This window comes from Pseudomonas sp. S3_A09 (genome assembly GCF_054668065.1).
Window position 1 is genome coordinate 2,383,765 of the sequence record NZ_CP162752.1, and the last position, 19,257, is coordinate 2,403,021.

Below are 19,257 nucleotides of genomic sequence, written 5' to 3' on the forward strand. Positions count from 1 at the left end.
GAAACCATTACAGATTCAACCCACCTTTATTAAATACATACAGATACTGCCTATGGTTGGCTGAATCCTGTATTTTCTGCCTATCTGTAATGGTTTATCGGGAGCAAACGCCATGACCCTGTACATGAACCTCGCCGAGTTGCTGGGCACCCGCATCGAACAGGGCTTCTATCGCCCTGGTGATCGTTTGCCTTCTGTACGGGCCTTGAGCGTGGAACATGGGGTCAGCCTGAGCACCGTGCAGCAGGCCTATCGATTGCTGGAAGACAACGGCCTGGCGATGCCCAAGCCAAAATCCGGCTATTTCGTGCCGGTCAGTCGCGAGCTGCCGGCCCTGCCCGAGGTTGGCCGTCCGGCACAGCGGCCCGTGGAAATCTCCCAGTGGGATCAGGTACTGGAGTTGATTCGCGCAGTTCCGCGCAAGGATGTCATACAGATGGGCCGAGGCATGCCGGATGTATTGTCGCCGACCATCAAGCCCCTGCTGCGCAGCCTGGCCCGCGTGAGTCGCCGCCAGGATCTACCGGGCCTGTATTACGACAACATCCTCGGCTGTGTGGAATTGCGCGAGCAAATCGCCCGTCTCTCCTTGGATTCCGGCTGCCAGCTGACGGCCGAGGACATCGTGATCACCACCGGTTGCCATGAGGCACTGTCCGCCAGCATCCATGCGATCTGCGAGCCAGGCGACATTGTCGCGGTGGATTCGCCGAGCTTTCACGGCGCCATGCAGACCCTCAAGGGCCTGGGCATGAAAGCCCTGGAAATCCCCACCGACCCGATCACCGGCATCAGCCTTGAAGCCCTGGAATTGGCGCTGGAACAGTGGCCGATCAAGGTCATCCAGCTGACCCCCAACTGCAACAACCCCTTGGGCTACATCATGCCCGAGGCGCGCAAAAAGGCGCTGCTGACCCTGGCGCAGCGCTTTGACGTGGCGATCATCGAAGACGATGTGTATGGCGAGCTGGCCTACAGCTACCCGCGCCCGCGCACCATCAAGTCCTTCGACGAAGACGGCCGTGTATTGCTGTGCAGTTCATTCTCGAAAACCCTGGCACCGGGTTTGCGCATCGGTTGGGTCGCACCGGGCCGATACCTGGAACGGGTGCTGCACATGAAATACATCAGCACCGGCTGCACCGCAACGCAACCGCAGATCGCGATTGCCGAATTCCTGAAAGGTGGTCACTTCGAACCGCATTTGCGGCGGATGCGTACCCAATACCAGCGTAATCGTGACTTGATGATCGACTGGGTCAGCCGCTACTTCCCTACCGGCACCCGCGCCAGCAGGCCCCAGGGTAGTTTCATGCTCTGGATCGAGCTGCCGGAAGGCTTTGATACGCTCAAGCTCAACCGTGTGTTGGTAGAGCAAGGCGTGCAGGTGGCCGTCGGCAGCATCTTTTCGGCGTCGGGCAAATACCGGAACTGCCTGCGCATGAACTACGCTGCCAAGCCAACGCCGCAGATTGAAGAAGCCGTACGCAAGGTGGGTGCTGCCGCAATCAAGATGCTGGCCGAGGCGGCCGACTGACCTTTTGCAGGAATTTGCCGTCACATGCCGACAACCGCCCTGATCTGGAAGCAACTCCCTTGATGATTCAACGGCTATTACCGTTTTTCCTGCTGGGAGCCCTGGCCCTGGGCGGCTGCGCAACGGTGAGCACACCGCGCATCCCCAGCGACGCCCTGCCCGCCGCACAATCATCGTTCGGCCGCTCGATCCAAGCGCAGGCGGCGCCGTATCAAGGCCGCTCCGGCTTTCGCCTGCTGCCCAATAGCAGCGAGGCTTTCATGGCCCGCGCCGAACTGATCCGCAACGCCCAGATCAGCCTCGATCTGCAGTACTACATTGTGCATGACGGCATCAGTACGCGCATGTTGGTGGACGAACTGCTCAAGGCTGCTGACCGTGGCGTGCGCGTGCGCATCCTGCTGGACGACACCACCAGCGACGGCCTCGACCAGATCATCGCCACCCTCGCCGCCCATCCCAAGATCGAGATCCGCCTGTTCAACCCCTTGCACCTGGGCCGCAGCACGGGTGCCACACGGGCCATGGGACGGCTGTTCAACCTGTCGCTGCAGCATCGGCGCATGCACAACAAGCTGTGGCTGGCGGACAACAGCGTGGCGATCGTCGGCGGACGCAATCTGGGGGATGAGTATTTCGACGCTGAGCCCAACCTGAACTTCACCGATATCGACATGCTCAGCGTGGGGCCCGTCGCCGAGCAGCTTGGTCATAGTTTCGACCAATACTGGAACAGCGCCCTGAGCAAGCCGATCGATGACTTTGTCGCCAATATGCCCTCCAAAAGCGACCTGGCCGCCGCGCGTGTGCGCCTGGAAGCGTCCCTGGCCGAATCGCGCCAGCAGAACCACGCGTTGTACAACCGCTTGCGCACCTACCAGACCCAACCGCGCATGGACACCTGGCGCCGCGAGCTGATCTGGGCCTGGAACCAGGCATTGTGGGACGCGCCGAGCAAGGTGCTGGCCAAGGCCGACCCGGATCCTCGGTTGTTGCTCACCACCCAACTGGCACCGGAGCTGGAAGGGGTCAATCATGAGCTGATAATGATCTCGGCGTACTTCGTGCCAGGGCAACCCGGCCTGGTGTACCTGACCGGGCGCGCCGATGCCGGTGTGTCGGTGAGCCTGCTGACCAACTCCCTGGAAGCCACCGACGTGCCTGCCGTGCACGGCGGTTATGCGCCCTATCGCAAGGCGCTGCTGGAGCACGGCGTGAAACTCTACGAGCTGCGCCGCCAACCGGGCGACCCCAGTGGCGGCAGCGGCCCACACCTGTTTCGCCGAGGCACCTTCAGGGGCTCCGATTCGAGCCTGCACAGCAAGGCGATGATCTTTGATCGCGAGAAGTCGTTTATTGGTTCATTCAACTTCGACCCGCGCTCGGTGCTGTGGAATACCGAAGTGGGTGTGCTGGTCGACAGCCCTGAGCTGGCAGAACATGTGCGCAACCTGGCGCTGCAAGGCATGGCGCCGCCCTTGAGCTACGAGGCGAAGCTGCAGGACGGCCAAGTCGTGTGGGTGACCGAAGATAACGGCCAACTGCACACCTTGACCCGCGAGCCTGGCAGTTGGTGGCGACGGTTCAATGCCTGGTTTGCCACCTCAGTAGGCCTGGAACGCTTGCTGTAGGAGCGAGCTTGCTCGCGAAAAACGTTAACGATAACGCGTGCCGCCTGGTTTAACGCGGCGTCCTTGAGTTCTTCGCGAGCAAACTCGCTCCTACACCGGTTGTGCCGCTCCGAATGCGCCTTGGCGCAGCAACAACAGCACCAGGCCCAGCGCACCGGCCGCCATCAGCAACGGCAACGCATGCCCGCTGATCCACTGGCTGCCAGCGCCGGCCACCAGCGGACCGATCAGGCAACCGATCCCCCACAACTGCGCCACATGGGCATTGGCGCGTACCAGCGCATCGTCACGGTAGCGCTCGCCGATCAGGATCAACGACAGGGTGAACAACCCTCCGGCACTCGCGCCGAACACCACCCAGACCAGCCAGATCAGCGGCGTGTGCATCAGCAGTGGAATCGCCAGGCTCGACACCAGTAACAGCACCGCACAACTCAGGAACAGCGTACGTCGCGGCAGGTAGTCGGCCAATGCGCCAATAGGCAATTGCAGCAGCGCATCGCCGACCACTACGGTGCTGACCATGGCCAGGGCCATCTCGGCGGTGAAGCCCTGCTGCAGGCAATACACCGGCAACAGCGTCAGAATCATCGCCTCGAACGCGGCGAACAACGCCACCGCCCAGGCAATCGCGGGCAGGCTCAGGCAGAAGCGCCAGAGGTCGGCGAAGGTCACGCTGAAGGACTCGGCGGTGGGCGCGCCGGAGCGGCCCAGCAACAGGAATGGCGCCACTACCAACAAGCCCACGCCGACCCAGAAGCCGTAGTCATGGCCTGTGCCGATCAGGCCCAGCAGCAACGGACCCGACAGCTGGCTCAAGGCATAGCTGCAGCCATACAGCGCCACCAGCCGTCCGCGCCACTGCTCCACCACCAACTGGTTGATCCAGCTTTCGCCCAAGATGAATACGATGGTCAGGATCACGCCGATCATCAGGCGCAATACCAACCACACCGGGTAGCTGGGCAGGATCGCCAGCAAACCGATGGACACCGCGCCCGCCCACAGGCACAGGCGCATGAGGTTGGCGGTGCCGAGCCATGAGGCCATGCGACTGGAGACCTTCGCACCCAGCAGTACGCCAAAGGCCGGCATCGCTGCCATCACGCCGATTGCGAAACTGCCGTAGCCCCAGCTTTCGAGGCGCAGGGACACCAGCGGCATGCTGACGCCCAGGGCCAGGCCGACACTGAGCACCGAAGCCAGGACTGCGAAATAAGTCGCCCAACGCATTTCCACGCTCCTGTGGATAATTCTTGAGGTCATGCAAAACAGTGTGGGAGCGGGCTTGCTCGCGAAAACGGTTGCACATTCAACATTGATGTCGACTGTCATACCGCTTTCGCGAGCAAGCCCGCTCCCACATTTGGACTGCGGTGTTGCTTAGAGCTTGATCCAGGTCGCCTTCAGCTCGGTGTACTTGTCGAACGCATGCAACGACTTGTCGCGACCGTTGCCCGATTGCTTGAAGCCACCGAACGGCGCGGTCATGTCGCCGCCGTCATACTGGTTGACCCACACACTACCGGCGCGCAGGGCCTTGGCGGTGAGGTGCGCCTTGGAGATATCGGCTGTCCACACGGCTGCGGCCAGGCCGTAGATGGTGTCGTTGGCGATGGCGACAGCTTCTTCGGCGCTGTCGAAGGTGATCACCGACAGGACGGGGCCAAAAATCTCTTCCTTGGCAATCTTCATGGCGTTGGTCACACCATCGAAAATCGTCGGTTCGACATAAGTGCCACCGGTTTCTTCCAGGGTGCGCTTGCCACCGGCGACCAACTTGGCGCCATCGGCATGGCCGGCTTCGATGTACGAGAGCACGGTGTTCATTTGCTGGGTGTCCACCAGCGCGCCCACATTGGTTGCCGGGTCCAGTGGGTTGCCGGGCTTCCAGCCCTTGAGGGCCTCGATCACCAATGGCAGGAATTTATCCTTGATGGAGCGTTCCACCAGCAGGCGGGAACCTGCGGTGCAGACCTCGCCCTGGTTGAAGGCAATGGCACCGGCGGCGGATTCGGCGGCGGCTTGCAGGTCAGGCGCGTCGGCAAACACGATGTTCGGGCTCTTGCCGCCAGCTTCCAGCCACACACGCTTCATGTTCGATTCACCGGAGCGGATCAACAGTTGCTTGGCGATCTTGGTGGAACCGGTGAACACCAGGGTGTCGACGTCCATGTGCAGCGCCAGCGCGTTGCCGACGGTGTGACCGTAGCCCGGCAGCACGTTGAACACGCCTCTTGGAATACCGGCTTCAACGGCCAGGGCCGCGATACGGATGGCCGTCAGCGGGGATTTTTCGGACGGCTTGAGGATCACCGAGTTACCAGTGGACAGCGCCGGGCCGAGTTTCCAGCAGGCCATCATCAACGGGAAGTTCCACGGCACGATGGCGCCAACCACGCCAACGGGTTCGCGGGTCACGAGGCCCAATTGGTCGTGTGGGGTCGCGGCGACTTCGTCGTAGATCTTGTCGATGGCTTCGCCGCTCCAGCTCAGAGCATTGGCCGCGCCGGGTACGTCGATGTTCAGGGAGTCGCTGATCGGCTTGCCCATGTCCAGGGTTTCGAGCAGCGCCAGCTCTTCGGCATTGGCCTTGAGCAACGCGGCGAAACGGAGCATGGCGGACTTGCGTTTGGCCGGCGCCAGGCGCGACCACACGCCGGAATTGAAGGTGGCGCGGGCGTTTTCCACGGCGCGCTGGGCGTCGGCCGCGTCACAGCTGGCAACAGTGGCCAGCAGGCGGCCATCGACCGGGCTGATACATTCGAAGGTGTCACCGGATACGGCGGCGGTGTACTCGCCATTGATATAGGCACGGCCCTCGATCTTCAGATCCTTGGCGCGTTGTTCCCAGTCGGCACGGGTCAGGGTGGTCATGCGAGTGTCCTCCTCTTATTGAATACAAGGGCCGGGCGGTGTCCCCCGGCAGCCTCAAAGAATTCTTGCCCGGCCAGCCTGCTGTTCGGCTCAAGGCAGCTGCCACCCTAAACCAGCGGCTGGGGATGTTTCAATATATTTGACATAACCCCGGCAAACGCCCTTGCGATGTTCATTTTAATAAACATAGACTTTGGGTTCTCCAACCGCAGGCCAGACGGGACACGCACATGAGCATCCAGGACATCGTCGACTTCAGCCAAGCCAGCACCGCCCCAGAACGCTACCGCCCCGCTGCCGAAAAAATCCTCAAGGGCGATCCCGAGCAAACGATCTATAACCACTACAACAGCCCGTGCGGACAGATGAGTGCCGGCGTGTGGGAAGGTGAAGTCGGGCAGTGGAAGGTCAACTACACCGAACACGAATACTGCGAGATTGTGCAGGGCGTGTCCGTGCTACGTGATGCCGACGGCAATGCCAAGACCTTGCGCGCCGGCGACCGTTTCGTGATCCCCGCCGGCTTCAGCGGTACCTGGGAAGTGCTGGAGCCTTGCCGCAAGATCTACGTGGTGTTCGAACAGAAAGCCTGACCGGCAAATCGCAGGCAAAAAAAAGCCCGAATCGTGAGATACGGGCTTTTTTTCACAAGGAGGAAAATCAATTACTTGATTTTGCCTTCTTTGTAGATCACGTGCTTGCGAACGCGCGGGTCGAACATTTTCTTTTCGAGCTTGTCCGGGGTAGTACGCTTGTTCTTGTCGGTAGTGTAGAAGTGACCAGTACCGGCGCTAGAGATCATTCGAATCAATTCACGCATGATATAGCTCCTTAGATTGTGCCAGCGCGGCGCAATTCAGCCAGCACGACAGTGATGCCACGCTTGTCGATGATGCGCATGCCTTTAGCAGATACGCGCAGACGGACGAAACGTTTCTCTTCTTCAACCCAGAAGCGGTGATGCTGCAGGTTCGGCAGGAAACGACGACGGGTTTTGTTATTTGCGTGGGAAATGTTATTCCCAGTCACCGGACCCTTACCGGTAACTTGACAGACTCTCGACATGCCTCAGCCCTCTAAAACCACATGCCCAACCCGGCATGGGTTGGCCGCTTAATCTCTCAGTCATTTGGCGCCAGGCGCCGCGTTTCTTTAGGGTCTTACCGGCTACACCTACAAGCGAAGGAACCGGGCCCCTAGAAAAGAGCGCTGCTTTATACCAGAAAGACCCCAGTGCAACAACAGCCCGAGTGTTTTTACTGGCGTAAATCTTGGCGGCAGACGCCTGAACCGTTGCCAGGAGGGGCCGCTGTCACAGCCGACCGCTCGTCGCACAGAATGATTTACAGCGCTCGCGGGCACGGTGAAGTGCACGACAAAACGCGCTGAGGTGCCATCAAAACAGTATTTGGGGCAAAAGCACAGGCAAAAATGGGCTAGTCATTTACCAATCAGACCACTACGGTAGGACTTTTCCAGACTGCACTCGCAGATGGGCCTTCGATCTGCAAAGGAAACCGAACATGCGCCTCGCTGCCCTACCGCTATTGCTCGCCCCTCTCTTTATCGCGCCGCTGGCCTCTGCCGCCAGCAACTTGAGCGTCTGCACCGAGGCCAGCCCCGAAGGGTTCGATGTGGTGCAATACAACTCGCTGACCACCACCAACGCCTCGGCCGACGTGCTGATGAACCGCCTGGTGGACTACGATGCGGCGAGCGGCAAACTGGTGCCCAGCCTGGCGGACAGCTGGGAAGTTTCGCCGGATGGCCTGACCTATACCTTCAAGCTGCACCCGGATGTGAAATTCCATCGCACCGAGTACTTCACACCAAGCCGCACCCTGACCGCCGAAGATGTGCGCTTCAGCTTCGAGCGCATGCTCGACCCCGCGAACCCATGGCACAAGATCGCCCAGAGCGGCTTCCCCCACGCGCAGTCGCTGCAACTGCCGACGCTGGTCAAGAAAATCGACGCCCTCGACCCGCTGACCGTGCGCTTCACTTTGGATCACGCCGACTCCACCTTCCTCGCCGCCCTGAGCATGGGCTTTGCCTCGATCTACCCGGCGGAATACGCCGAAAAACTGCTCAAGGCCGGCACCCCGGAAAAGCTCAACAGCCAGCCGATCGGCACCGGGCCGTTCATCTTCAGCCGCTTCCAGAAAGATGCCGTGGTGCGCTACAAGGCCAACCCGAACTACTTCGCCGGCAAACCGCCTGTGGATAACTTGATCTTCGCCATCACCCCGGACGCCAATGTGCGCCTGCAGAAACTGCATCGCGACGAATGCCAGATCGCCCTGTCACCCAAGCCGCTGGATGTGGGCGAAGCCGAAAAAGACCCGGCGCTCAAGGTGGAGAAAACGGCGGCCTTCATGACCGCCTTCTTGGCCATCAACAGCCAGCACCCGCCTCTCGACAAGCCAGAAGTGCGCCAGGCGATCAACCTGGCGTTCGACAAGGGCAGCTACCTCAAGGCCGTATTTGAAGGCACCGCCGAAGCCGCCAACGGCCCCTACCCGCCCAACACCTGGAGCTACGCCAAGGATCTGCCCGGTTATCCACAGGACCTCGCCAAAGCCAAGGCACTGCTGGACCGCGCCGGGCTCAAGGACGGTTTCAAGACCACCATCTGGACCCGCCCTACCGGTAGTCTGCTGAACCCCAACCCAAACCTTGGCGCACAGCTGCTGCAGGCTGACCTGGCCAAGGTCGGCATCCAGGCCGAGATCCGCGTGATCGAATGGGGCGAGCTGATTCGTCGCGCCAAGGCCGGCGAACACGACCTGCTGTTCATGGGCTGGGCCGGCGACAACGGCGACCCGGATAACTTCCTGACCCCGCAGTTTTCCTGCGCAGCGGTAAAATCCGGCACCAACTTCGCGCGCTACTGCGACCCTGCGCTGGACAAACTGATCAGCGCCGGCAAGACCACCAGCGAGCAAGGCGTACGCAGTAAGCTGTACCAGCAGGCCCAGGCGCAGATCCAGCAACAGGCGCTGTGGTTGCCGCTCGCGCACCCGACGGCGTTTGCCCTGGCTCGCAAGAATGTTGAGGGCTACCAGGTGAGTCCGTTCGGTCGCCAGGATTTCTCGAAAGTCAGCGTCAAGCCCTGAGCACCAGGCCCGTCCCGATGGGGCGGGCTAAATCCACCCATATTCCGCCATCGACAACGGATCGCCATCCCCCACGATGATGTGATCCAGCACCCGCACATCCACCACTTCCAGGGCTTTCTGCAGCAACCTGGTCAATTTTCGATCAGCTGCGCTCGGCTCAAGGCTGCCGGAAGGATGGTTATGGCACAGGATCAACGCCGCCGCGTTGTAGGCCAAAGCGCGCTTGACCACCTGCCGGGGATACACCATCGCCGCGTCGATGGTGCCTTGGGACAACGCCTCAAAGCCCAGCACCCTGTGCCTTGAATCAAGGAACAGGCAGCCGAAGATCTCATGAGGCTCATGGCGCAGCATGGCCTTCAGGTAGTCCCGCACGGCCACGGGGCTTTCCAGCACCGATTCGCTTCGCAGGCGCTCGGCCATGTGCCGCTTGGCCATTTCAAGCACTGCCTGCAACTGGGCAAACTTCGCCGGCCCCAGGCCCAGTTGCTGGTTGAACAACGTCTGGCTGGCCTCCAGCAGTGGGCGCAAGCCACCGAATTGCGCCAACAGATGGCGCGCCAGATCCACCGCGCTCCTGCCGGAAACCCCGGTACGCAGGAAGATCGCCAACAGTTCGGCATCCGACAGACTCGCCGCGCCCCACTCCAAAAGCTTTTCCCGGGGCCGTTCTGCCACCGGCCAATCACGAATACTCATCCCACCTCCCTGCGCGTACGCCGCTGTTGCCTCGCGGACGCTGTGTTATCGTAGGCCCTCTTTTTTGCATGTGATTTCCCCTGGGGAGGGGGGCATCGCAGGCGTCACTGAACTGGCATCACTGAACTGGAAAGGCAAACCAATGCAGCGTCTGTATCGGAAACGCATCGTTCTCGGCGTTGGCGGCGGCATTGCCGCCTACAAGAGCGCAGAACTGGTTCGCAGGCTCCTGGACCAAGGCGCCGAAGTGCGCGTGGTCATGACCCGCGGTGGCAGTGAGTTCATTACCCCACTGACCATGCAAGCGCTGTCCGGCCACCCGGTTCACCTGGACCTGCTCGACCCGGCAGCTGAAGCCGCCATGGGCCATATCGAGCTGGCCAAATGGGCCGACCTAGTGCTGATCGCGCCGGCCACCGCCGACCTGATCGCACGCCTGGCCCAGGGCATCGCCGATGACCTGCTGACCACCCTGGTACTGGCCACCGACGCCACCGTCGCCATCGCCCCGGCCATGAACCAGGCCATGTGGCGCGACCCGGCCACCCAGGCCAACACCCAACTCCTGCAAAGCCGTGGCCTCAAAGTGTTCGGCCCGGCCTCCGGCAGCCAGGCCTGTGGCGACGTCGGCATGGGCCGCATGCTTGAAGCAACCGACCTGGCGCTGTGCGCCGCCGAGTGTTTCCAGCACCTGGCCCTGACCGGCAAGCACGTACTGATCACGGCAGGGCCGACCCAGGAAAACATCGACCCGGTGCGCTACATCACCAACCATAGCTCAGGAAAAATGGGCTTTGCCTTGGCTGAAGCGGCGGTCGAGGCAGGCGCACGCGTCACCTTGATCACCGGCCCGGTGCATTTGCCGACCCCTGACCGGGTCACGCGAATCGACGTAGTCAGCGCCCGCGACATGCTGGCGGCCTGTGAGGCAGCCATTCCGTGCGACCTGTTCATCGCCTCGGCGGCGGTGGCGGACTACCGCCCGGAAGTCGTCGCCCCGCAAAAACTGAAGAAAGACCCTACAAGCGGTGACGGCCTGCTCCTGCAAATGGTGCGCAACCCGGACATCCTGGCGACCATCGCCACCCGTGCGGACCGTCCGTTCAGTGTCGGCTTTGCCGCCGAGACCGAACACCTGCTGGACTACGCAGCACGCAAATTGAAAGACAAAAACCTCGATCTGATCGTTGCCAACGATGTCGCCAACCCGAGCATCGGCTTCAACAGCGAGGAAAATGCCATCAGCGTGATCGACCGCGAGTTGCACGCCACCGTTTTCGCCCAGACCAGCAAGGGCAAGATTGCCCGCCAACTGATCTCTTTTATCGCCCAACGGCTGAACCAGGTTTAATGTCCATGCACGCTTTGCAAGCCAAGATCCTCGACCCACGCATCGGTAACGAATTCCCACTGCCGGCCTACGCCACTCCAGGCTCCGCCGGCCTCGACCTGCGCGCCATGCTCAAGGAGGACACCGTCCTTGAGCCGGGCCAGACCCTCCTGATTCCCACCGGCCTGTCGATCTACGTCGGCGACCCTGGCCTGGCGGCGCTGATCCTGCCCCGCTCCGGCCTGGGCCACAAACACGGCATCGTACTGGGCAACCTGGTGGGCCTGATCGACTCGGACTACCAGGGCGAGCTGATGGTGTCGTGCTGGAACCGTGGCCAGACCGCGTTCAACATCGCCGTCGGCGAGCGCATTGCCCAGTTGGTACTGGTGCCGGTGGTGCAGGCGCATTTCGAGCTGGTCGAGGAGTTCGATGAAACCCAACGCGGCGCAGGCGGTTTTGGGCATTCCGGAAGTCACTGACTAAGCTGAATCTGGCCGGGCGCCATTGCCCGGCCAGACGCCACCGCAAGGCTTTTCAGGACGAAGAATGCGCGGACCTTATCAGCGAGATTTCTCCATAGAAATCAACGAATTACGCGACAATCCAGACGAAACCAGCGCTCCGATGGCATTTTTGCACCACGAACTCTCTGCCGAAAACACCGTCATACCCTTCAGTTTGAGCCTGCCGGTCAGCCACATTAAGGCCAGCCTTGCCCCCTTCAGATGGAGTTCCCCCCCCGCGATGAGTACCGCAGCCCGAGTAGTCCCGACATTCCCCGACAGCATCTTTCGCGCCTATGACATTCGTGGCGTGGTGCCCAAGACCCTGACAGCCGAAACCGCCTACTGGATTGGCCGCGCCATCGGCTCCCAGAGCCTGGCCCAGGATGAGCCCAATGTTTCGGTCGGCCGTGACGGTCGCCTGTCCGGCCCGGAACTGGTGGAGCAACTGATCCAGGGCCTGGCCGACAGCGGTTGCCATGTGAGTGACGTTGGCCTGGTGCCAACACCTGCGCTGTACTACGCAGCCAACGTACTGGCCGGCAAATCCGGAGTAATGCTCACCGGCAGCCATAACCCGTCGGACTACAACGGCTTCAAGATCGTCATCGCTGGCGACACCCTGGCCAACGAACAGATCCAGGCGCTGCACGACCGCCTGAAAAACAACGACCTGACCAGCGGCAAGGGCACCGTCACCAAAGTTGACATCCTGCAACGCTACTCTGATGAAATCACCCGTGACGTCAAACTCGCGCGCCGCCTCAAAGTGGTGGTGGATTGCGGTAATGGCGCGGCCGGCGTGATCGCCCCGCAGCTGCTCGAAGCGCTGAACTGCGAAGTGATCCCGTTGTTCTGCGAGGTCGACGGCAACTTCCCCAACCACCACCCGGACCCAGGCAAGCCTGAAAACCTGGTGGGCCTGATCGCCAAGGTCAAGGAAACCGGGGCTGACGTCGGCCTGGCCTTTGACGGTGACGGCGACCGTGTGGGCGTGGTGACTGAAACCGGCGAAATCGTATTCCCGGATCGCCTGCTGATGCTGTTTGCCCGCGATGTGGTAGCGCGCAACGCCAACGCCGAGATCATCTTTGACGTGAAGTGCACCCGCCGCCTCACTCCGCTGATCAAGGAATATGGCGGCCGCCCGCTAATGTGGAAGACCGGTCACTCGTTGATCAAAAAGAAAATGAAGGAAACCGGCGCGCTGTTGGCCGGCGAAATGAGCGGCCACGTGTTCTTCAAGGAGCGCTGGTTCGGCTTTGATGACGGTATTTACAGCGCCGCACGCCTGCTGGAGATCCTCAGCAAGGAAAAATCCACCGCCGAAGAGCTGTTCCAGACCTTCCCGAACGATATTTCTACGCCAGAGATCAATATCCATGTGACCGAGGAGAGCAAATTCAGCATCATTGACGCACTGCACGATGCGCAATGGGGCGAAGGCGCCAACCTGACCACCATTGATGGTGTGCGAGTCGATTACGCCAAAGGCTGGGGCCTGGTTCGCGCGTCCAACACCACACCGGTGCTGGTCCTGCGTTTCGAGGCGGATACCGAGGCTGAGTTGCAGCGCATCAAGGACGTGTTCCACGCCCAGTTGAAACGTGTTGCCCCTGATCTCCAATTACCGTTCTGATTTTTTACCGGAGCCCTGAATGACCCTCGAACGCGAAGCCGCTGCCAACACTGCCAAGGTCCTGTCCGAAGCGTTGCCGTACATCCGACGCTACGTCGGCAAGACGCTGGTGATCAAGTACGGCGGCAATGCCATGGAAAGCGACGAGCTGAAAACCGGCTTTGCCCGCGACATCGTGTTGATGAAAGCCGTTGGGATCAACCCGGTGGTGGTCCACGGTGGCGGCCCGCAAATCGGCGACCTGCTCAAGCGCTTGTCGATCGAGAGTCACTTCATCGATGGCATGCGCGTCACTGACGCGCAGACCATGGACGTGGTGGAGATGGTCCTCGGTGGCCAGGTCAACAAGGACATCGTCAACCTGATCAACCGTCACGGCGGCAGTGCCATCGGCCTGACCGGCAAGGACGCGGAGCTGATCCGGGCGAAAAAACTGACCGTGACCCGTCAGACGCCGGAAATGACCCAGCCGGAAATCATCGACATCGGCCAAGTGGGCGAAGTGATCGGCATCAACACCGACCTGCTGAACCTGCTGGTCAAGGGCGACTTCATTCCGGTGATCGCGCCGATCGGTGTGGGTGCCAATGGCGAGTCCTACAACATCAACGCCGACCTGGTGGCCGGCAAGGTGGCCGAAGCACTGAAAGCTGAAAAGCTGATGCTGCTGACCAACATCGCCGGCCTGATGGACAAGCAAGGCAAAGTGCTGACCGGCCTGACCACCCAACAGGTGGACGACCTGATCGCCGACGGCACCATCTACGGCGGCATGCTGCCGAAGATCCGTTGCGCGCTGGAAGCGGTGCAAGGCGGCGTCGGCAGCTCGCTGATCATCGATGGCCGGGTGCCGAATGCGGTACTGCTGGAGATCTTCACGGATACCGGCATGGGCACGTTGATCAGTAACCGCAAGCGTCCTTAAACGCCATAAACTAAAAAGCCCCGCACAATCCGATTGAGCGGGGCTTTTTTATGGACGCTGATTTTGCAGCAGTGCGGAGATCCCCTGTGGGAGCGGGCTTGCTCGCGAAAGCGGTGGATCAGTCAGCACCTGTATCACTGAAAGCCCGCTCCCACACAAGCCCACTCCACAGGTTTTACTGTGTCAGACGCCGAATTGCTCGCGGTACGCACGCACCGCCGGCAGGTGCTGCTTGAGCTGCGGATCATCCTCCAGGAACTGCAACACCTGGTTCAACGACACGATGCTCACCACGGGAATGCCAAAATCACGCTCCACTTCCTGGATCGCCGACAACTTACCGTTGCCACGCTCCTGGCGGTTCAGCGCGATCAGCACACCGGCGGCCTTGGCGCCGTCCTGGGACGCGATGATCTGCATCACTTCACGGATAGCCGTACCGGCCGTGATCACGTCATCGATGATCAATACATCGCCGGTCAGCGGCGCACCCACCAGGCTGCCGCCTTCGCCATGAGCCTTGGCTTCCTTGCGGTTGAAGCACCACGGCAGATCGCGCCCATGATGTTCCGCCAGGGCCACGGCCGTTGCAGCTGCCAGGGGGATACCCTTGTAGGCCGGGCCAAACAGCACGTCGAAGGAAATACCGCTTTCAACAATGGCTGCCGCGTAGAAACGCCCCAACTGAGCCAGGGCCGAACCCGAGTTGAACAAGCCCGCATTGAAGAAGTACGGGCTGGTGCGCCCGGACTTGAGGGTGAACTCACCGAAGCGCAAAACCCCGCGATCGATGGCAAAACGAATGAAATCGCGTTGATACGCCTGCATGAAAAAAGCCTCAGATACCACGGATTTAGCTAATTAGGTAGACGGCGTGTATCATACACGCACGCGATTTTTGGGGCCATTTATGCGGATCATCAGTGTGAACGTTAATGGTATTCAGGCTGCAGTCGAGCGTGGTTTGCTCAGTTGGCTGCAAGCCCAGAATGCCGACGTCATCTGCCTGCAGGATACCCGCGCCTCCGCCTTTGAACTGGACGACCCAGCCTTCCAACTGGATGGCTACTTCCTTTATGCCTGCGATGCCGAAGTGCCCACCCAAGGTGGCGTGGCTTTGTATTCGCGGTTGCAACCCAAGGCGGTCATCAGCGGCCTCGGCTTCGAGACAGCCGACCGCTACGGGCGCTACCTGCAAGCCGATTTCGACAAGGTCAGCATCGCGACCTTACTGCTCCCTTCGGGGCAGAACGGCGATGAAGACTTGAACCAGAAGTTCAAGCTAATGGACGATTTCGCCCGTTACCTGGATAAACAGCGACGCAAACGTCGCGAGTACATTTATTGTGGCTCGCTGTACGTGGCGCAACAGAAGCTGGATATCAAGAACTGGCGCGACAGCCAGCAATCCCCGGGCTTCCTGGCGCCGGAACGTGCCTGGATGGACGAGATTGTCGGCAACATGGGCTATGTGGATGCCCTGCGCGAAGTCAGCCGCGAAGGCGACCAGTACAGCTGGTGGCCGGATAACGAACAGGCTGAGATGCTCAACCTGGGCTGGCGTTTCGACTACCAGTTGCTGACCCCAGGTCTGCGCCGGTTCGTCCGCAGTGCACGCCTGCCACGCCAGCCACGCTTCTCGCAGCATGCGCCGCTGATCGTGGACTACGACTGGACACTGACCATCTGAGGTCTTTTTCCAGCCACAAAAAAACCGACATCGCTGTCGGTTTTTTTGTGGGCGCTCATTATTTGATCACACGCCAGGTCAACGGGTAGCGATAGGGAATCCCTTTGTTGGCCTTGATGCTGCCGATGATGGTCAGCACGATCGTGGCGACCGCCAGGGCAAACATCAGGAAAAACCCAACCACCGCGAAGGCCAGCACGATGCAAGCCATCCAGGCGATGGCCACGGTGATCTGGAAGTTCAAGGCTTCCTTGCCTTGATCATCGATGAACGCATCCTTTTCCTTCTTCATCTGCCAAAGGATCAATGGCCCCACGACACTGCCGAAGGGGAACACAAACCCCAGAAACGCCGCGAGATGGCACAACATTGCCCCCTGGCGCACTTCGTAGGAAGGCGTCGGCACCGGCACTTGGCTGTTGTCATTCATGGCGTTTCTCCTTGAGGCGGGCTCAGTCAGCCAGGGCGGCGTTCTGCAACTCGAAGATTTCGGTCATGCCTTTCTGGGCCAGGGCCAGCATGGCATTCAGGTCGGCCGGCTGGAATGGCGCGCCTTCGGCGGTGCCCTGCACTTCGATGAAACCACCGGTGCTGGTCATGACCACGTTCAGGTCGGTTTCGGCGGCCGAGTCTTCCAGGTAGTCCAGGTCCAGCACGGGCTCGCCCTGATACATGCCTACCGACACAGCGGCGATCATTTGCTTGAGCGGGTCGCCCGCCTTCAGGCCGCCGCGCTTCTTGATCACTTTCAGTGCGTCAACCAGGGCCACCATGGCGCCGGTGATGGACGCGGTACGGGTGCCGCCGTCGGCCTGGATCACGTCGCAGTCGACGTACAGGGTCACGTCGCCCAGCTTGGACATGTCCAGGGCTGCGCGCAGGGAGCGGCCGATCAGGCGCTGGATTTCCAGGGTACGACCGCCCTGCTTGCCACGGCTGGCCTCACGCTGGTTACGCTCGCCGGTGGCGCGCGGCAGCATGCCGTACTCGGCGGTCAGCCAACCCTGGCCCTGGCCTTTAAGGAAGCGCGGCACGCCGTTTTCAACGCTGACGGTGCAGATGACCTTGGTATCGCCAAACTCGACCAGTACAGACCCCTCGGCGTGTTTGGTGTAGTTGCGGGTGATGCGGATCGAGCGGAGCTGATCGGCAGCGCGACCACTTGGACGTTTCATAGGGAGACACCTGTACTGAGGACGAAAAACTGCCGAGCATTATAGAGCCGCGAGCCGATTCGGGGCACTGCTAAAAAATTCGGTTACGAATGCTCGGGTTTGGGCGTGTCCGCCCCACTGCGCTACAATCCTGCGCCTTCTTAATCATCAGCCCGTGTTTTCGGGCTGCAACGCGAGGTACCTCCATGGTGCACAGCATGACCGCCTTCGCGCGCGTCGAGAAAGCCGGCGTCCAAGGCACCCTGAGCTGGGAGCTGCGCTCGGTCAACAGCCGTTACCTGGAGCCGCACCTGCGCCTGCCGGAATCGTTCCGCGACCTCGAAGGCGCCGTGCGTGAAGCGCTGCGCCAGGGTATTTCCCGTGGCAAGCTGGAATGCACCCTGCGTTTCACCGAAGAAACCACCGGCAAAGCCTTGCAGATTGACCGCGACCGTGCCGCGCAACTGGTCGCCGCCGCCGAAACCATCGCCGGACTGATCAAGCAGCCCGCCGCGCTCAACCCGCTGGAAGTGCTGGCCTGGCCCGGCGTGCTGGTGGCCGACGCCACCGACCCGCAAGCCCTCAACGCTGAAGCCCTCGCCCTGTTTAACCAGGGTTTGAAGGAGCTGAAAGCCGGCCGCGAGCGCGAAGGTGCCGAACTGGCCCGCCTGATCAACGAGCGCCTGACCTCCATCGAAGAAGATGTTGTCACCTTGCGCGAACTGGTGCCGCAAATGCTCGCCACCCAGCGCCAGAAGGTGCTCGACCGCTTCACCGACATGAAGGCCGACCTCGACCCGACGCGACTGGAACAGGAAATGGTCCTGCTTGCGCAAAAGAGCGATGTCGCCGAAGAGCTGGATCGCCTGAGCACCCACATCCTCGAAGTGCGCCGAGTGCTCAAGTCCGGCGGTGCCGCCGGTCGGCGCCTGGACTTCCTGATGCAGGAACTCAACCGCGAAGCCAATACACTGGGCTCCAAGGCGTTCGATCCGCGCAGCACCACCGCGGCGGTCAACCTCAAAGTGTTGATCGAGCAGATGCGCGAACAAGTACAGAATATTGAGTAAGGCAACCTCCATGACCCACAGCACCGGCACCCTTTACATCATTTCCGCCCCGTCGGGCGCGGGCAAAAGCAGCCTGGTCAAGGCCTTGACCGACGCTGACGAGCAGATCCGCATCTCGGTCTCCCACACCACCCGCGCCATGCGCCCAGGTGAGGTGAACGGCGTGCACTATCACTTCGTCGAGCGCACCGAGTTCGTCAAGATGATCGAACACGGCGACTTCCTGGAACGCGCCGAAGTGTTCGGCAATCTCTACGGCACCTCGCAGAGCCACTTGCAGCAGACCCTGGACGAAGGCCACGACCTGATCCTGGAAATCGACTGGCAAGGCGCCGAACAAGTGCGCCGGCTGATGCCCCAGGCGCGCTCGATCTTCATCTTGCCGCCGTCGCTGGAAGCCTTGCACCAGCGCCTGACCAATCGTGGCCAGGACAGTGACGAGATCATCGAAGGCCGCATGCGCGAAGCCGTCAGTGAAATGAGCCACTACGTCGACTACGACTACCTGATCATCAACGACGATTTTGCCCACGCACTGGATGATTTGAAGGCGATTTTCCGCACCAATCAACTCCAGCAAAAGCGTCAGCAACAGCGTTTCGGCAAATTACTGGCCGAACTGCTCGGTTGATTGGCTCTTCCCAAAACCGCTGCAAGGGCTTTACATTGGCACTTGTAGCGGTTTTGCGAGGGCCTGCGAGAAATCAGCGCTTCCCTAAACGCTGGTGATTTTTTAAACTGTTCAGTCCGCTCGCCCAACCGGGCAGCGCGCATCTTGCATTCGCTCCGAGGAATACCATGGCCCGCGTAACCGTTGAAGACTGCCTAGAACACGTGGATAACCGCTTTGAGCTGGTCATGCTCTCTACCAAGCGTGCCCGTCAACTGGCCACTGGCGGCAAAGAGCCCCTGGTCCAGTGGGAAAACGACAAGCCTACTGTTGTAGCCCTGCGTGAAATCGCTGAAGGCCTGATGAGCTACGAGTTCATCGCCAACGCTGAAATCGTTGAAGACGAACCGCTGTTTGCAGCGTTCGAGGACGAGTCCAACGAGGCCGTCTAAGCCTATGCCTGGTCGACG

Annotated in this window: 19 protein-coding genes and 1 pseudogene; 12 read left to right on the plus strand and 8 right to left on the minus strand. The window is 60.8% G+C overall.

What is annotated here, in order from left to right:
- Positions 1-112: 112 nt before the first annotated feature.
- Together AB4N92_RS11375 and AB4N92_RS11380 are read left to right on the plus strand one after the other, a co-directional pair.
- Positions 113-1,537: an aminotransferase-like domain-containing protein gene (locus AB4N92_RS11375; protein WP_010207488.1), complete on the plus strand. Its 1,425-nt coding sequence runs from the start codon at positions 113-115 to the stop codon at positions 1,535-1,537.
- 62 nt (positions 1,538-1,599) lie between these two features.
- Positions 1,600-3,168, plus strand: a complete 1,569-nt coding sequence (locus AB4N92_RS11380) for a phospholipase D family protein (RefSeq protein ID WP_031291069.1) — start codon at positions 1,600-1,602, stop codon at positions 3,166-3,168.
- 90 nt (positions 3,169-3,258) lie between these two features.
- On the opposite strand, the gene AB4N92_RS11385 is transcribed toward AB4N92_RS11380, so the two are convergent.
- A complete protein-coding gene (locus tag AB4N92_RS11385) occupies positions 3,259-4,401 on the minus strand; it encodes an MFS transporter (RefSeq protein WP_187516850.1) in 1,143 nt (380 codons plus the stop codon).
- 150 nt (positions 4,402-4,551) lie between these two features.
- Complete coding sequence (locus AB4N92_RS11390) at positions 4,552-6,045, minus strand: aldehyde dehydrogenase (RefSeq protein WP_154847500.1); 1,494 nt, start codon at positions 6,043-6,045, stop codon at positions 4,552-4,554.
- Between the two features lie 230 nt (positions 6,046-6,275).
- Between AB4N92_RS11390 and AB4N92_RS11395 the strand changes: the two genes are divergently transcribed.
- Positions 6,276-6,638 (plus strand): cupin domain-containing protein, encoded by a 363-nt coding sequence (locus tag AB4N92_RS11395; protein ID WP_010207492.1) that lies wholly within the window; start codon positions 6,276-6,278, stop codon positions 6,636-6,638.
- A 71-nt stretch (positions 6,639-6,709) separates the two neighbouring features.
- Here AB4N92_RS11395 and rpmG read toward each other — a convergent pair whose 3' ends face one another.
- Entirely contained in the window at positions 6,710-6,865 is a 156-nt protein-coding gene (gene rpmG, locus AB4N92_RS11400; RefSeq protein WP_003176906.1) for a 50S ribosomal protein L33, read from the minus strand.
- Between the two features lie 11 nt (positions 6,866-6,876).
- Positions 6,877-7,110: a 50S ribosomal protein L28 gene (rpmB, locus tag AB4N92_RS11405; RefSeq protein ID WP_010207494.1), complete on the minus strand. Its 234-nt coding sequence runs from the start codon at positions 7,108-7,110 to the stop codon at positions 6,877-6,879.
- Positions 7,111-7,568: 458 nt separating this feature from the next.
- Between rpmB and AB4N92_RS11410 the strand changes: the two genes are divergently transcribed.
- The gene (locus AB4N92_RS11410) at positions 7,569-9,161 is read left to right on the plus strand and encodes an ABC transporter substrate-binding protein (protein WP_010207496.1); all 1,593 of its coding nucleotides are present in this window, start codon (positions 7,569-7,571) and stop codon (positions 9,159-9,161) included.
- A 27-nt stretch (positions 9,162-9,188) separates the two neighbouring features.
- Here the strand turns inward: AB4N92_RS11410 and radC are convergent, their stop codons facing one another.
- Complete coding sequence (gene radC / locus AB4N92_RS11415) at positions 9,189-9,863, minus strand: RadC family protein (RefSeq protein WP_010207497.1); 675 nt, start codon at positions 9,861-9,863, stop codon at positions 9,189-9,191.
- A gap of 142 nt (positions 9,864-10,005) precedes the next feature.
- On the opposite strand from radC, the gene coaBC reads away from it, so the two are divergent.
- The 4 genes and pseudogenes from coaBC to argB all read left to right on the plus strand — a co-directional run bounded on the left by coaBC (position 10,006) and on the right by argB (position 14,263).
- Positions 10,006-11,214, plus strand: a complete 1,209-nt coding sequence (gene coaBC, locus AB4N92_RS11420) for a bifunctional phosphopantothenoylcysteine decarboxylase/phosphopantothenate--cysteine ligase CoaBC (RefSeq protein WP_010207499.1) — start codon at positions 10,006-10,008, stop codon at positions 11,212-11,214.
- 5 nt (positions 11,215-11,219) lie between these two features.
- Positions 11,220-11,675 carry a dUTP diphosphatase gene (gene dut, locus AB4N92_RS11425; RefSeq protein WP_010207501.1) on the plus strand — a complete coding sequence of 152 codons (456 nt, stop codon included), beginning with the start codon at positions 11,220-11,222 and terminating at the stop codon, positions 11,673-11,675.
- 259 nt (positions 11,676-11,934) lie between these two features.
- A pseudogene (locus tag AB4N92_RS11430) lies at positions 11,935-13,338 on the plus strand (phosphomannomutase/phosphoglucomutase); the annotation flags it as partial.
- Positions 13,339-13,357: 19 nt separating this feature from the next.
- Positions 13,358-14,263, plus strand: a complete 906-nt coding sequence (gene argB / locus AB4N92_RS11435; protein ID WP_010207505.1) for an acetylglutamate kinase — start codon at positions 13,358-13,360, stop codon at positions 14,261-14,263.
- Positions 14,264-14,446: 183 nt separating this feature from the next.
- Here the strand turns inward: argB and pyrE are convergent, their stop codons facing one another.
- Entirely contained in the window at positions 14,447-15,091 is a 645-nt protein-coding gene (gene pyrE / locus AB4N92_RS11440; RefSeq protein ID WP_198831527.1) for an orotate phosphoribosyltransferase, read from the minus strand.
- 82 nt (positions 15,092-15,173) lie between these two features.
- Here pyrE and AB4N92_RS11445 point away from each other — a divergent pair, with 82 nt between their 5' ends.
- Positions 15,174-15,953 (plus strand): exodeoxyribonuclease III, encoded by a 780-nt coding sequence (locus tag AB4N92_RS11445; RefSeq protein WP_003195493.1) that lies wholly within the window; start codon positions 15,174-15,176, stop codon positions 15,951-15,953.
- Positions 15,954-16,011: 58 nt separating this feature from the next.
- Here AB4N92_RS11445 and AB4N92_RS11450 read toward each other — a convergent pair whose 3' ends face one another.
- On the minus strand, positions 16,012-16,383 hold the full coding sequence (locus AB4N92_RS11450) for a DUF4870 domain-containing protein (protein WP_044288063.1): 372 nt from the start codon (positions 16,381-16,383) through the stop codon (positions 16,012-16,014).
- Positions 16,384-16,405: 22 nt separating this feature from the next.
- A complete protein-coding gene (gene rph / locus AB4N92_RS11455; protein WP_010207511.1) occupies positions 16,406-17,128 on the minus strand; it encodes a ribonuclease PH in 723 nt (240 codons plus the stop codon).
- A 185-nt stretch (positions 17,129-17,313) separates the two neighbouring features.
- On the opposite strand from rph, the gene AB4N92_RS11460 reads away from it, so the two are divergent.
- The 3 genes from AB4N92_RS11460 (at position 17,314) to rpoZ (ending at position 19,239) form a co-directional block, all read left to right on the plus strand.
- Positions 17,314-18,177 (plus strand): YicC/YloC family endoribonuclease, encoded by an 864-nt coding sequence (locus AB4N92_RS11460; RefSeq protein ID WP_010207512.1) that lies wholly within the window; start codon positions 17,314-17,316, stop codon positions 18,175-18,177.
- Positions 18,178-18,187: 10 nt separating this feature from the next.
- Positions 18,188-18,808, plus strand: a complete 621-nt coding sequence (gene gmk, locus AB4N92_RS11465; RefSeq protein WP_010207513.1) for a guanylate kinase — start codon at positions 18,188-18,190, stop codon at positions 18,806-18,808.
- Between the two features lie 167 nt (positions 18,809-18,975).
- Entirely contained in the window at positions 18,976-19,239 is a 264-nt protein-coding gene (gene rpoZ, locus AB4N92_RS11470) for a DNA-directed RNA polymerase subunit omega (protein ID WP_003176920.1), read from the plus strand.
- Positions 19,240-19,257 lie beyond the last annotated feature (18 nt).

What these genes read in the sequence shown, in the direction of transcription:
- AB4N92_RS11375 (WP_010207488.1), top strand. Translation starts at nt 113, where the DNA reads ATGACCCTGTACATGAACCTCGCCGAGTTGCTGGGCACCCGCATCGAA.
- AB4N92_RS11380 (WP_031291069.1), top strand. Translation starts at nt 1,600, where the DNA reads ATGATTCAACGGCTATTACCGTTTTTCCTGCTGGGAGCCCTGGCCCTG.
- AB4N92_RS11385 (WP_187516850.1), bottom strand. Translation starts at nt 4,401, where the DNA reads ATGCGTTGGGCGACTTATTTCGCAGTCCTGGCTTCGGTGCTCAGTGTC.
- AB4N92_RS11390 (WP_154847500.1), bottom strand. Translation starts at nt 6,045, where the DNA reads ATGACCACCCTGACCCGTGCCGACTGGGAACAACGCGCCAAGGATCTG.
- AB4N92_RS11395 (WP_010207492.1), top strand. Translation starts at nt 6,276, where the DNA reads ATGAGCATCCAGGACATCGTCGACTTCAGCCAAGCCAGCACCGCCCCA.
- rpmG (WP_003176906.1), bottom strand. Translation starts at nt 6,865, where the DNA reads ATGCGTGAATTGATTCGAATGATCTCTAGCGCCGGTACTGGTCACTTC.
- rpmB (WP_010207494.1), bottom strand. Translation starts at nt 7,110, where the DNA reads ATGTCGAGAGTCTGTCAAGTTACCGGTAAGGGTCCGGTGACTGGGAAT.
- AB4N92_RS11410 (WP_010207496.1), top strand. Translation starts at nt 7,569, where the DNA reads ATGCGCCTCGCTGCCCTACCGCTATTGCTCGCCCCTCTCTTTATCGCG.
- radC (WP_010207497.1), bottom strand. Translation starts at nt 9,863, where the DNA reads ATGAGTATTCGTGATTGGCCGGTGGCAGAACGGCCCCGGGAAAAGCTT.
- coaBC (WP_010207499.1), top strand. Translation starts at nt 10,006, where the DNA reads ATGCAGCGTCTGTATCGGAAACGCATCGTTCTCGGCGTTGGCGGCGGC.
- dut (WP_010207501.1), top strand. Translation starts at nt 11,220, where the DNA reads ATGCACGCTTTGCAAGCCAAGATCCTCGACCCACGCATCGGTAACGAA.
- argB (WP_010207505.1), top strand. Translation starts at nt 13,358, where the DNA reads ATGACCCTCGAACGCGAAGCCGCTGCCAACACTGCCAAGGTCCTGTCC.
- pyrE (WP_198831527.1), bottom strand. Translation starts at nt 15,091, where the DNA reads ATGCAGGCGTATCAACGCGATTTCATTCGTTTTGCCATCGATCGCGGG.
- AB4N92_RS11445 (WP_003195493.1), top strand. Translation starts at nt 15,174, where the DNA reads ATGCGGATCATCAGTGTGAACGTTAATGGTATTCAGGCTGCAGTCGAG.
- AB4N92_RS11450 (WP_044288063.1), bottom strand. Translation starts at nt 16,383, where the DNA reads ATGAATGACAACAGCCAAGTGCCGGTGCCGACGCCTTCCTACGAAGTG.
- rph (WP_010207511.1), bottom strand. Translation starts at nt 17,128, where the DNA reads ATGAAACGTCCAAGTGGTCGCGCTGCCGATCAGCTCCGCTCGATCCGC.
- AB4N92_RS11460 (WP_010207512.1), top strand. Translation starts at nt 17,314, where the DNA reads ATGGTGCACAGCATGACCGCCTTCGCGCGCGTCGAGAAAGCCGGCGTC.
- gmk (WP_010207513.1), top strand. Translation starts at nt 18,188, where the DNA reads ATGACCCACAGCACCGGCACCCTTTACATCATTTCCGCCCCGTCGGGC.
- rpoZ (WP_003176920.1), top strand. Translation starts at nt 18,976, where the DNA reads ATGGCCCGCGTAACCGTTGAAGACTGCCTAGAACACGTGGATAACCGC.